This window comes from Providencia sp. PROV129 (assembly GCF_028482245.1).
In the GTDB taxonomy this organism is placed as follows: domain Bacteria; phylum Pseudomonadota; class Gammaproteobacteria; order Enterobacterales; family Enterobacteriaceae; genus Providencia; species Providencia vermicola.
The window spans coordinates 46,500-58,947 of record NZ_JAMPQD010000005.1 but is presented as its reverse complement, the minus strand read 5'-3'; the positions used below and the strand labels follow the sequence as shown (position 1 = coordinate 58,947).

At 41.0% G+C, this 12,448-nt stretch carries 13 protein-coding genes and 3 tRNA genes; 12 read left to right on the top strand and 4 right to left on the bottom strand.

All coding sequences use genetic code 11. From position 1 onward, the window contains the following. Window positions 1-28 precede the first annotated feature (28 nt). The 3 genes from PSF27_RS01855 to cspE all read right to left on the bottom strand — a co-directional run bounded on the left by PSF27_RS01855 (window position 29) and on the right by cspE (window position 1,658). Complete coding sequence (locus PSF27_RS01855) at window positions 29-727, bottom strand: MgtC family protein (RefSeq protein ID WP_219249123.1); 699 nt, start codon at window positions 725-727, stop codon at window positions 29-31. Window positions 728-1,152: 425 nt separating this feature from the next. Beyond that, the gene (dsrB, locus tag PSF27_RS01850) at window positions 1,153-1,341 is read right to left on the bottom strand and encodes a protein DsrB (RefSeq protein WP_206086736.1); all 189 of its coding nucleotides are present in this window, start codon (window positions 1,339-1,341) and stop codon (window positions 1,153-1,155) included. Between the two features lie 104 nt (window positions 1,342-1,445). After that, window positions 1,446-1,658 carry a transcription antiterminator/RNA stability regulator CspE gene (cspE, locus tag PSF27_RS01845; RefSeq protein ID WP_004909801.1) on the bottom strand — a complete coding sequence of 71 codons (213 nt, stop codon included), beginning with the start codon at window positions 1,656-1,658 and terminating at the stop codon, window positions 1,446-1,448. Window positions 1,659-2,142: 484 nt separating this feature from the next. Between cspE and PSF27_RS01840 the strand changes: the two genes are divergently transcribed. The 3 genes from PSF27_RS01840 (at window position 2,143) to PSF27_RS01830 (ending at window position 3,187) form a co-directional block, all read left to right on the top strand. Beyond that, window positions 2,143-2,646, top strand: a complete 504-nt coding sequence (locus tag PSF27_RS01840) for a YlaC family protein (RefSeq protein ID WP_206086735.1) — start codon at window positions 2,143-2,145, stop codon at window positions 2,644-2,646. A gap of 136 nt (window positions 2,647-2,782) precedes the next feature. Next, a tRNA-Asn gene (locus PSF27_RS01835) sits at window positions 2,783-2,858 on the top strand. A gap of 253 nt (window positions 2,859-3,111) precedes the next feature. Continuing rightward, window positions 3,112-3,187 (top strand) — tRNA-Asn (locus PSF27_RS01830). Window positions 3,188-3,242: 55 nt separating this feature from the next. Here the strand turns inward: PSF27_RS01830 and PSF27_RS01825 are convergent. After that, window positions 3,243-4,145, bottom strand: coding sequence for a LysR family transcriptional regulator (locus PSF27_RS01825; RefSeq protein ID WP_206086734.1), 903 nt, complete (start codon window positions 4,143-4,145; stop codon window positions 3,243-3,245). A 130-nt stretch (window positions 4,146-4,275) separates the two neighbouring features. On the opposite strand from PSF27_RS01825, the gene PSF27_RS01820 reads away from it, so the two are divergent. The 9 genes from PSF27_RS01820 to PSF27_RS01780 all read left to right on the top strand — a co-directional run bounded on the left by PSF27_RS01820 (window position 4,276) and on the right by PSF27_RS01780 (window position 12,410). Then, a complete protein-coding gene (locus tag PSF27_RS01820; protein ID WP_272538694.1) occupies window positions 4,276-5,814 on the top strand; it encodes an MFS transporter in 1,539 nt (512 codons plus the stop codon). Between the two features lie 23 nt (window positions 5,815-5,837). Continuing rightward, on the top strand, window positions 5,838-6,890 hold the full coding sequence (locus tag PSF27_RS01815) for an HlyD family secretion protein (protein WP_272680772.1): 1,053 nt from the start codon (window positions 5,838-5,840) through the stop codon (window positions 6,888-6,890). Further along, a complete protein-coding gene (locus tag PSF27_RS01810; protein ID WP_272680771.1) occupies window positions 6,890-8,335 on the top strand; it encodes an efflux transporter outer membrane subunit in 1,446 nt (481 codons plus the stop codon). Before PSF27_RS01815 ends, PSF27_RS01810 begins: the two co-directional genes overlap by 1 nt. Further along, on the top strand, window positions 8,316-9,089 hold the full coding sequence (locus PSF27_RS01805) for a siderophore-interacting protein (protein WP_272538697.1): 774 nt from the start codon (window positions 8,316-8,318) through the stop codon (window positions 9,087-9,089). Before PSF27_RS01810 ends, PSF27_RS01805 begins: the two co-directional genes overlap by 20 nt. A gap of 21 nt (window positions 9,090-9,110) precedes the next feature. Continuing rightward, complete coding sequence (locus PSF27_RS01800; RefSeq protein ID WP_206086729.1) at window positions 9,111-9,554, top strand: universal stress protein; 444 nt, start codon at window positions 9,111-9,113, stop codon at window positions 9,552-9,554. A gap of 250 nt (window positions 9,555-9,804) precedes the next feature. Then, window positions 9,805-9,880, top strand: a tRNA-Asn gene (locus PSF27_RS01795). Window positions 9,881-10,061: 181 nt separating this feature from the next. Continuing rightward, window positions 10,062-11,111 carry a dihydroorotase gene (pyrC, locus tag PSF27_RS01790; RefSeq protein ID WP_272680770.1) on the top strand — a complete coding sequence of 350 codons (1,050 nt, stop codon included), beginning with the start codon at window positions 10,062-10,064 and terminating at the stop codon, window positions 11,109-11,111. Window positions 11,112-11,344: 233 nt separating this feature from the next. Continuing rightward, window positions 11,345-11,599, top strand: a complete 255-nt coding sequence (bssS, locus tag PSF27_RS01785; RefSeq protein WP_047756449.1) for a biofilm formation regulator BssS — start codon at window positions 11,345-11,347, stop codon at window positions 11,597-11,599. Between the two features lie 217 nt (window positions 11,600-11,816). Then, on the top strand, window positions 11,817-12,410 hold the full coding sequence (locus tag PSF27_RS01780) for a LuxR C-terminal-related transcriptional regulator (protein ID WP_206086727.1): 594 nt from the start codon (window positions 11,817-11,819) through the stop codon (window positions 12,408-12,410). Window positions 12,411-12,448: the final 38 nt, after the last annotated feature.

Sequence of the window (12,448 nt, the reverse complement as noted above, 5' to 3'; positions counted from 1 at the left end):
GCTCCTATAGTGAGTTAATTGTTTGCATTCAGGCCGGAAGCTCTGATGCCACTTTCCAATTGATAGCACTTACGCTTTGCTCAAGACTGATTCTACAAACTAATGCTTCAATCTCTTTTTGCTCAGCGGGTGTTGCCAAAAATTCAGCACAAACCTCAAGTTGTTCTGTTTTTAATGTGTCAGCACTACTTAACGATTGCAGCCGAATGTGTAACCCATTAATAGCTTGTAAAATAAGGGTTCTAACTAAAATCTCGTCTTCTTGATGGCACATAACGCGGATTTTATAACGTTGTTCAACATCTAAGGCTTGAACTTGAGGCTGCTTATTGATGCGAGAAGCCGCTTCTCGCAATAAAATATTTGCACATAAAATCAATAAGGTAGCCATCAATGCGAGTGAATATTGCCCCAACCCGCATAACACGCCAATCCCAGCAGAACACCATAACGTTGCCGCTGTATTCAAGCCTCGAATATTCATGCCTTCACGCATGATGACACCCGCGCCCAGAAAACCGATCCCTGAAACCACTTGTGCAGCAATACGGCCAGGGCTATCAGGTGATGTCGTGACAGAACTTAAAATAAAAACAGCAGCACCCGTTGCAACTAATGCGTTGGTTCTCAGTCCCGCCATACGTTGACGCCATTGGCGCTCAGCACCAATTAAGGCACCGAGGCACATTGCCGAGACAAGATTTAAAATATCAGGAGTAAAAAGCATAATAATTCCTCCAAAAAATAATTTGGATAATCTTTTATATGCTTAATAAAAAGCACATAGCCATAATTTGAATCAATAAAGATTCAAGAATAATTAGCTATTGCCTGGAGGAAATAGAGAATAAAAATATACAAACATGATACACACTCAATACAATAGTAATAAGCTATTAATTAAATATAGAATAGTACTTTGTGTACAATATAAGGGTGTATGTATGATGGGATACATCAGACACCGCCCGCCTTAGTGGCAAGCAGTGAAAAGAAAAGACGATTACTGGCTTGCCGTTAAATTAAGTTTTTATTCCAACTCTGACTGTCCAAGTAATAATCTCCTAAATAATTGATGGGTGGAGTATAGGTGGGCTAATTTACGAAGTAAAGAACAAATTTTTAATAAATTTGAATTTAATTAAAAAACTATTATTCAATTAATGTGACAAACGTGCCCTCGTTGCCTTCTTTTTCATTAAAAAACCAAATACCTTCTGGGTAATCAGGTAATGCAATTAAATACATTACACCTTCATTAAAAGGTTCGATAAGTAAAATTGTTCCTTCTCGTCGCTCTTGCCCATCTGTTTTCACATAAACACGATCATTAATATTCATGACATCTATTTTCCAACAAAATAATATTAATCATAAATGTAACGCATACGAAAAAGCCCGTCATTAAAAATGACGGGCTTTAGAAAATCAGTTCAGCAATTAGCTTAGATAGCAGTTACGTTAGCAGCTGCTGGGCCTTTTGCACCGTTTTCAATGGTGAATTCAACTTGCTGGCCTTCTGCCAGAGTTTTGAAACCATTGCCCTGAATGGCAGAGAAGTGGACGAAAACGTCTTTGCTACCATCAGCTGGAGTGATGAAACCGAAGCCTTTAGACTCGTTGAACCACTTAACTTGACCTTTCATTTTGTCGGACATTTGACTTTTCCTATATAACATCAAAAAAACTTGCCTTTTTGGCATATACGGGCCAGAGTCAACTATTTAATCAGGGAAACACCAAGATGAAGCGTCACGGTCAAAGGCTATCTGTGATAACTTTCTTCTTTAGAACACACTAACTCAGTAATCATACATCAAATAGGACTGCTAAACAGGCCGATGCACATTAACTCATGACTTTAAGATAATAGCAACTATTTTATACATTCAATCCATAAAAAAATGCAGTTTTTTCGACTATGTCACTTTTATCCGCCATAACGTTAACAAAAACACTGCATTTAGTTGATAACTTAAAGAAAAATTTAATTACAAGGGCAAAAAAACCTTTTATTGTCAGTCGGAATTATCTGATCTCATGACAATCTGCATTAATATTTTTTTTAACTGATATATAACAATCTTGAGCCCTCGTGATACTCTGCGAGTATAGATTCAATATCTGACAGAGAGTTATCACATGGATATTATCAAACAAATACTTGTCGAAGATTTAGATACCATCAATAAACGTGAAAATCGTGATGGCAAACCGTATTTCAATAGCCAGTTCCTCGCAAACCACCCTTACTTATGTATAGGTATGATTGCAGCTTATATTCCGCTAGCCGTTATTCTTTGGTATGCGCCATATTTTGGCCCATACTGGACGTTGGGTATTACTCTGTTATTTATTATTTTAGCTAGCGTGTTACTTTTTGATATTAAGCCAGTCTACCATTTCGAAGACATCGGCGTGTTAGATTTACGTGTTTGTTATAATGGTGAATGGTTCGTGACTGAACCTGTTTCTGAAAACGCAATTCGTAAAGTCCTTGATTCCAATGAAGTCAGTCAAACAATTAAACAAGAAATCACCCGTCTAATTGCATTAAAAGGCATGATCTCGTTTTACGATATTTATCATGTGGTTTACCCCGAAGTTTCTACACCAGTACAAGGTAAATTGGCTGCACAAAATTAATGCAATATCAATTAACTAGCATGAAATTCAGTCATATTGAGTAGTGATTGAGCAGTTGAGTTTTTTTTCAATTTTTATCGTTGACAGTCCGAGGTGATATCGTTAATATTCGCCTCGTTCTTAGGAACAAAGCAATTCCTCCATAGTTCAGTCGGTAGAACGGCGGACTGTTAATCCGTATGTCGCTGGTTCAAGTCCAGCTGGAGGAGCCAAATTTAAAAAGCCCGCTTAATGCGGGCTTTTTGCTATCTTGCATTCTCTCTATTTAACGTATAAATCTATTTTTTCTTTCCTCGCTCTCATTGTGGCTGTCTATCCCCCTCATTTAGTTAAAATCAGATATTTAGGTACAGATAATCGCCAGTTTGTCTATTTAACACCCACTTGACGATTTTTTTAATTTTTATGCTTTACAACGGGAAACAGGATGGGTAATATGCGCCTCGTTCTCAGGAACAAAGCAATTCCTCCATAGTTCAGTCGGTAGAACGGCGGACTGTTAATCCGTATGTCGCTGGTTCAAGTCCAGCTGGAGGAGCCAAATTTAAAAAGCCCGCTTAATGCGGGCTTTTTGCTATCTAACATCGACTAACTCATTATTCTTTTTCTAGAAAAAATTGCTTAATCGTTTGACGTAGCCATTGGTGCGCAGGGTCCCTATCCAGACGAGGGTGCCATGCTTGCACAATAAATATAGACTCCAGCTCAATAGGGAGTTCTATCTCAACAAGTGGCAAATTGATGCTTTTCACCCCTTGTAATACATGGCGCGGTAACGGCAAGATATAATCAGACTTCATTGTTAGCATCATAGCGGAATGAAAACTGGGTAACGTCAATGCCACCTTGCGTTGTAATTTCAAATCACGCAATGCATCATCAATTGGCCCTAAAGTCCGTCCCCTTCGTGAAACACTAATATGCGGATAATGCGTTAACGTTTCAGGTGTTACGTTATCAAGAATTGGATGCCCAGGACGCACTAGCGCTTGAAACGTGCTCGTAAATAAGCTCTGGGCTTTAATTTCAGGGTGCCAATCCCGTGATGAGCCAATAACCAAATCCACTTTGCCACTACGCAAGGAGTCATCATCTGTATCACTTTCTGCGATAAAGGTTAAACTACTTCGTGGTGCCAACTCACGTAATGTTTCTAATAACCCCCCACCTAGTGCCCCAATAAAAATATCATTCGCACGTATGACAAATGTTCTTTCAAGGGATTCGGGATGAAACAACTCATCAGGTTCAATAAGTGCTTGAGCTTGAGCTATAATTTCTGCCAATTGTTGTTTTAACTCTAACGCTCTGGGTGTCGGAACCAATTTTCGCCCTGCCCGCACGAGAATAGGATCATTAAATTGTTCACGGATACGGCCTAAAATGCGGCTCATCGCAGGCGCACTTAAATTCATTTTTTCAGCAGCACCGCTCACACTGCCTTCCTCCAGTAATAAATTCAGCGCATAAATTAAATTAAAATCTATTTTCTGTGGCATATTTCCCCCGCCCACGGATTGCGTTTTTTGCAATAAATTAATTACATCATTTCATTTTAAACAATCAAGTAAAATTTAGATACTACTGCTGAAATTGATAGAACAATTATTGAAACAGCAGGAGTTTGAAATGGTTGATGCGTCTATTACGCAACCTCAAAAAAACAAATGGATAGCCAGTGCAGGCGAGATCAGTGGCCGCACATGGATGGGCCTATTTGGTGTTTTTTTAGCGGTCATGGCGAGTGGCGTGGGAGAAAACGCCAGTAAATTCGCCCTTGGCGACATCCAAGGCGCAATGGCTCTAAATATAGATACAGGAAGTTGGTTAATCTCCTGCTATGTCACAGGTTTTGTTATTGGTTCGGGTTTTACACCCTGTTTTTGGCCTACTTTTTCATTACGCCGTGTAGCCTTAGTGATGTGCTCAATTTATCTACTGGGTGGATTAATTACACCTTGGTTAGGGGAGCACTACACATGGTTGTTAACCATTCGCAGCTTACAAGGCTTCGCGGGTGGTGCTTTACCACCGATGTTAATGACCGTTGTACTGCGCTTTATGCCCCCGCTAATTAAGGTGTTAGGGTTAGGTGCTTATGGATGGGTTTCCGCGTGGAGTGCCACCTTTGGTGCGACCGCCGCCGCATTTGCATTTCACTGGGGATGGAGTGGTTATTTTTATTGGAATTTACCCTTAATGGCCATTGCAACCATTTGCATCGGCTATGGCTTACCACAAGACCCTCTTCGCCTAGAACGCCTTAAACAATTTAATTGGCGTGGTTTAATCCTTGGGGGAAGCGCTTTAGCCATGCTAACTGTAGGAATATCCCAAGGAGAGCGTTTAGATTGGCTTAATTCCTCACTCATTTATGTCTTATTAATTGGTGGATTAGGGCTACTTGCGCTGTTTCTCATTAATGAATGGTATCACCCATTGCCATTTTTTAATTTGCAGCTGCTTGGAAAACGAAATCTTTCATTTTCATTAATTACGTTGGGTGGGGTTCTATTGATTATGGTTTCACTAGTCAATATTACCTCTGGTTATTTATCCGCAATCCAAGGATATCGACTCGAACAGACCTCAGACATGATGCTGTGGGTATCACTCCCCCAACTAATTACGCTGCCTATCGTTGCGATCATTTGTAATACCCCAAAAGTGGACTGTCGCTGGGTATTGGCGATCAGCCTGTTATTGATGGCAGCGGCTTGTGTGCTTGCATCACAACTGACCCCTGATTGGCATGGAAATAATTTTAAAACCATTTCGCTACTACAAGCCATTGCTCAACCCATGGCCGTTATTCCGTTGTTGATGATGGCAACTGGGGGACTTTTACCGACCGATGGCCCATTTGCTGCTGCGTGGTTTAACGCAGTCAAAGGCTTCGCAGCAACAGCAGCAGGTGGTGTTATTGCCCTGTTAAGCCGCCAACGGGGGGATTTTCATTCAGGCGTAATTGCCGATGGCTACGGGACAGCATATCGCAAAACCTCAGAGTCTATTGGAGAGCTGACCCAGCTTGCCTCTAGTCAGGGATATGTGCTGGCTAGTGCTGATCTTTATATGTTGGTTTCAGGCTTAGCGCTGTTGTTAACAGGGCTGATCGTTGTGATGCCAACTCGAATTTATCCGCCACGGTCTGTGGCCGCGGCTTAGTTATTGATTATCAGGAATTAACAATGAGTAAAATTAAAATTAATAAAGGTGTTGCCCTTGCAATCGCGGGTATTTTAGTTGTCGTAGGCGGGCTATTAATTAATAAGTTCGCCATTAAAAAAACAATGCAAAATACCAATGATGCTTATATTCGTGCCGATATTTCGCGTATTTCACCCCAAATTTCAGGTGTTGTTACCCAAGTTTTGGTTCAAGACAATCAATGGGTGAAAGAAGGCGAATTATTAGCGGAAATTGACCCACGGGAATTCACTGTCGCACTTTCCCAAGCGATAGCACAAGAAAACTCAGCACGTGCACGCCAAGATGATGCAAAAGCGAATCTAGTACGCCAGTATGCGCTGATTTCTGCTGCGCAAGCTCAATTACAATCCGCACAAGCTGAGTTGCAATTTGCTCACCAAGAGAAAACGCGCTATCACAAAATGGCAACGACTGGCGCAGGATCACAACAAGCGGCACAACAAGCAACTACCCGCGTACAAACGATGACTGCCAGTGTTGCACAAGCCGAAGCGTCTTTAAAAGCGGCTAAGAATATGTTGCAAGTTTTACAAGCTAAGCAATCAGATAGTGACGCTGAATTGACATTGGCGCAAGCGAAGAAAGAGATGGCTAAACTCAATTTATCTTATACCCGTATTACCGCACCGATTGCAGGAGTAGTGGGTAAAAAAAGCCTGCGAGTGGGTGAGTTTGTTAAGCCTGGTGATGCGTTAATGGCAATTGTGCCCCAAGACAAACTGTACATTATTGCTAATTACCAAGAAACACAGTTGCAGAACATTACTCAGGGGCAAACCGTTGACATCAGCATTGATACGTTCCCTGGCCAAACCCTAAAAGGCTATGTTGACAGTATCGCACCCGCTTCAGGCGCTAGCTTTTCTCCTGTTGCACCTGAAAATGCAACAGGTAATTTCACAAAGATTGTGCAACGTATCCCTGTAAAAATTACCTTTGATATTAACAAAGAGAGTGAGGCGACAATGAATGCACTACGCGTAGGCATGTCAGCCGATGTGAGCATCAACACATTGGATGGGAGCCACTAATGAAAAAAACCGCCATTGCACTGGTTCTCGTAGCACTCACAGGTTGCCAAGCAGTTGGCCCCGATTACGTGCCACCGCAAGCGACTTTGCCAGAAAATTGGGGTGCTAACCAAAGCACCTCCTCCCTTCCTATCGAGTGGTGGAGCATTTTTGGTGATCCCCAGCTTTCAGAGCTCATACAACGCGCAACAAAAAGTAATTTAGATTTGCAATTAGCGACAGCGCGCATGCAACAAAGTCGCGCTTTATTAGGCATTGCCGATTCTGACTTAGCCCCTGATTTTAGCTTTGATGGTGCTTACCAGCGCCAACGTGCAACATCAGTCGGTAGTATGGATCCATCAGGGAAAAAAGGCGAGTCTGACTTTAACCTTTGGCGCGGTGGGTTTAGTGCGGTTTGGGAGTTGGATATGTGGGGAAAATTACGCCGTGCATCAGAAAGTGCTCGTGCTAATTTTGCAGCATCAGAAGAAAATCGGCGAGCCTTGTTAACCTCTGTCACCGCAGAAGTTGCCACCGATTATTTACGCCTGCGTGCCATACAGCAACAAATTCAAGTTGCAAGAGAAAACCATGCAACCTCGTTACAAACCTTGGAACTCACTCAGGTACGTTTACAAAATGGCTCAGGAAACCAACTTGATGTGGAACAAGCGCAAGTACAACTCGACCAAATCAATGCCTTGCTTCCTGTGCTAATTGATAGGGAAAATCGCCTAAAAAATGCCATTACCTTGTTGCTGGGCGAGCAACCTGGGGCGTTTAATGCCCAATTATCAACGAAAAAGAACCTCCCACAGTTAACTCAAATAGTTCCGATGGGCGTTCCGTCTGATCTTGCACTTCGCAGGCCAGATATTCGTGAAGCCGCAGAGCGCTTACACCAAGCAACCGCAGAAATTGGCGTCGCTAAAGCGGATTACTACCCACGGATCATGTTAACAGGTAATGCAGGCTACCAAGCCCTTGCATTATCCGATATGGGAAGCTGGTCAACGCATATGTTCGCCATTGGCCCCTCACTGTATTTACCCATATTCGATGGTGGAAAAATCAAACAACGTGTGACGTTAAGTGAGTACCGTCAACAAGAAATGGCAATTGCATACCAACAAACTGTTTTGCGTGCTTGGCATGAAATTGATGATGCACTTTCAGACTATCAGGCCCAACAACTCAGGCAAATACACCTAGTTTCTGCCGTTACCGCTAATCAGCATGCTTTTTCATTAGCACGGGATAGCTATCTTAATGGCGCCAGTGACTTCATGCATGTATTAAGCACCCAGCGCGCCTTGTTAGATTTGCAATCGGCACAAATTACGTCTCAAGAAGAAACCGCCCTTGCTGTAGTCAATCTATATCGAGCATTAGGCGGTGGTTGGGAACACACTTATCCGTCAAATATGCAGCAGGAGGATCCTCATGCACAATACAATGAATAAAATTGTGGGCGACATATTAGAAAAAGATACAAGGCGCAAACGAGAAGCTACCGTTAGCGCAGTGCAATCATTAACAAAAAAAATGCGACGGATTACCTTGAGTGGTGATGATGTCGATAAGTTTTTAGATGATTTAAGAGCTTACGAACCCGCAAGTTGGGTCAAGGTATTTTTTCCTTGGAAAGAAAGTTTAGCGGGTCGCGCTTACACCATTAGCGGGATCAATAAAATCAACAGAACCATTGATATCGATATGGTTTTGCATGGTGATGGCCCCGCATCTCGCTGGGCTGAAAACGCATTAATCGGTGATAGACTTGGTTTTGCAGGGCCGTGTTCTGGCGGGTTTAAACCGCTATCTGAAGCAGGTTGGTTACTTTTATTGGGTGATGAAACCGCACTTCCCGCAATGCGTCGTATTCTTGAATCATTGACGGAACCAATGCCTGTTTTCTGGTTTGCAGAGGTCAGTGATGAAGCAGAAATACAAACACTAAATTACCCTGACTTAATCGTCAATAGCTGGCAAATTCGCGACCGTCATTATGATAGCGTGATGAATAGTTCTCTAGTCCGAGCCATTACTCAATGTGCTCTGCCTGCTGAACCAGGCCAAGTTTGGTTAGCCTGTGAGCAACAAATTGCTGTTTATTTGAAGAATCATTTTATCAACGAAAGAGGGATCCCCAAAACCTCACTCTTCGCAAAAGGCTATTGGAAAAAAGGGGAATCTAACTTTAAGGGTGCGGTGTAAATCGCTTATCAGGAGATAAAAATGATTAATAATGTATTGTTGGCTGTCGATAGCTTCGAAAATAGCAGTAATGCCCTCAATTTTATGCAACGTATGACAGGCTGTATTCATAATGTCATTGTCTTAACCGTTGTCGATAGCACCTTTGCGCTAAGCCGCACTAAACTAAGTCAAAATAGCGATGAACGCGATGAGTACCCTGCTGCCCAGCGAGAAGAAGCCTTAGCAGAGAAACAATTAAAAGATGTCACCAGCGCATTAACAAATATGGGATTTAAAACACAGGGGCTGCTTGCCGCAGGAACACCTATCGAGACAATCCCTAAACAAATGGAAAAACACAATTGTGATTTACTGATTATCTCCCACCGTCACCTTTCTTCATTTAGCCGCTGGCTGAATACGTCGGTCACTCGCAGTTTATTAGATGATATTTCTCAACCCGTTTTAGTGATCCCGCGTTAACCGATATGATTAAAAATGATTACAGTGGTTACCTGTTGTTATCCACTGTAATCAATACTTTTAATACACAAAGCCCATCATGGCATTGATGTTTTTTCTATTGATTTGTCCTTCAGTTTATTGTTCCTACATAATTTCCGATCAAACTTCCCTCAGTTCGCACAGATAACAGGCAAACGAACATTTTTTTCGATATTCTCCTTTGACAATCCCTTTAGAGGAAGCTAATATCCTCTGCGTACCAAGGAGTTCCTCCATAGTTCAGTCGGTAGAACGGCGGACTGTTAATCCGTATGTCGCTGGTTCAAGTCCAGCTGGAGGAGCCAATATTTAGAGAAGCCTGCTTAAAGAAATTTAAGCAGGCTTTTTGCTTTCTTATCGTTTATCATTTTTCTCAAAAGATATTTAATCATCAATTCCCATAGCTATTTTTCTCCTTTCGCTTTATCATTCGTTCCCGGCCTGAGCGTTCGCTCATCACTCACCTTCCCTTATGGAGCCGGTTTAATGACTACTGTAACTACCCTAACGATTCGCCGCCCTGATGATTGGCATGTTCATTTTCGCGATGATGATATGTTAAAAACGGTCGTTCCCTACACCAGTGAGTTTTTTGGCCGCGCAATTGTGATGCCAAATTTAGTTCCTCCCGTTACTACCGTTGCAGCCGCAAAAGCATATCGCGAGCGCATTATTCAGGCTGTGCCACAAGGGCACCAATTTACCCCGTTGATGACCTGTTATCTTACTGATGGAACTGACTCAACTGAACTCATCCGTGGCTTTCAAGAAGGTGTGTTTACCGCATGTAAATTATATCCTGCTAATGCAACAACCAACTCAAGCCATGGGGTTTCTGATATTAAGAAAATTTACCCTGTTCTGGCAGCAATGGAAAAAGCAGGTATTCCGCTATTGATTCACGGTGAAGTCACCGCGAACCATATTGATATTTTTGACCGAGAAGCACTGTTTATTGAACAAGTCATGCAGCCATTACGCGCCCAATTTCCAAACTTAAAGGTAGTTTTCGAACACATCACAACAAAAGAAGCTGCACAATATGTTTTGGATGCCAACGAATTTACCGCTGCGACGCTAACGCCTCAGCACCTGATGTTTAACCGTAATCATATGTTAGTCGGTGGTGTAAGACCGCACTTGTTCTGTTTGCCAATTTTAAAACGTAACATTCACCAAGAAGCGCTTCGTTCTGCTGTTGCATCGGGTTGTGATCGCTTCTTCCTAGGAACAGATACCGCTCCACATGTGCAATCACGTAAAGAAGCCGCTTGCGGATGTGCTGGCGTATTTAATGCACCAACCGCACTGGCCGCTTATGCAACTGTGTTTGAAGAACTAGATGCTTTAGCGCACTTTGAAGCATTTTGCTCATTGAATGGTCCTAAATTCTATAATTTGCCTGTAAATGAAGGCCATATAACCCTGACTAAAGAACCAAACATGACTTGTGAATCGATTGATTGCTGTAATGATAAATTGATCCCGTTCTTAGCAGGTGAAGATTCTCGCTGGTCAATCGCTATCGCTAAATAAGCACTAAAAATCTCGTTTATCGTCATGGGGGAAGTTGCAATCGCTTCCCTCTACGAGCCCCAGCTATATTCGCTTTATTTGTGCATTTACTGTCATTTATGCAAAAAAATATTTTATTTACTTCCTTATTAACGAAATCTCCTTATACTGAAAGTGGATTCATTCCAAGAACTTTGCTCTTAGTCAGTTATAGATATTTATTATTTATCACGCTGTTTGATTAGGAGGTTTTTATGAATAGAAAAAATGATGTTATTCAAACTCACCCAGTTGTTGGCTGGGACATTAGCACCGTAGATGCCTATGATGCTATGATGTTACGTTTGCACTACCTCCCCGAACAAGATAAAAACTCAGGCGATGCTGTCGTGGATAAAACCATGTGGCTTACCACGGATGTCGCAAAACAATTGATTGGTATTCTTCAAGCTGGCGTGGATAAGATAGAGTCTGGGGAATACATCGAATTTAATTTTAAAACACACTAAATCCTTAAATGGATATTTGAGCCGTAGATATCCATTTTTTAAATCTATAGCCTTTCAATAAAGTAGTTATATATTATATAACTACTTTACCTCATTTTATTTTTATAAATTGATTAATTTAAATTAACGACAACATTTTTTGTTTTTATTATTACTCAGTTGACATCACTAGCTATTCCAATTTATTGTAATACTCTTTCGAACCAGGACGTTCCCAATGAAAATATTAGTTATTGATGAGTGTTATTACACGAGACTTGGTATTACTGAATATTTATCAAAGAATAAGAACTTAAACTTTATTAGCACTGGCTGTTTGGGTGATGCTATTAAATTCATAAATAAAAACTCACCAAACATTGTTCTTGTTAATTTAACCTATTATTGCCACTACTCAAATTATTGTCCAACTTTACAAGGGTTACTAAATCTATCAAATAATATTCGTTTTTATATTTATATCAATGCCCCTTACCCCCAAACAGATAACCCACTATTATTAAAAGATAATTTTTTTATTTTATCCAAAAATATCATTATTAAAACATTGGATAGAGTAATTAATGATTATGCACAAATAGAAAAAATAACAAAATTAGCGAATAATACAGATACCTCTATATTTACTGTCAAGGAGCAAAAAATAATTAGCAATTGGATGAATGAAATACCAAACCATATTATCTCTAAGAAATTAGGGATAAGTAACAGTACGGTTTATTCACAAAAGCGCCATATAGCAAGTAAGGTTTTCGTTAAAAACAGAATAGAGCTTTTCTTCATTTATAATGTATTTAAATATTTATATTAAGTAAAAAGCCCTGAAAAAGGGCTTCTACTTTTTTAGTA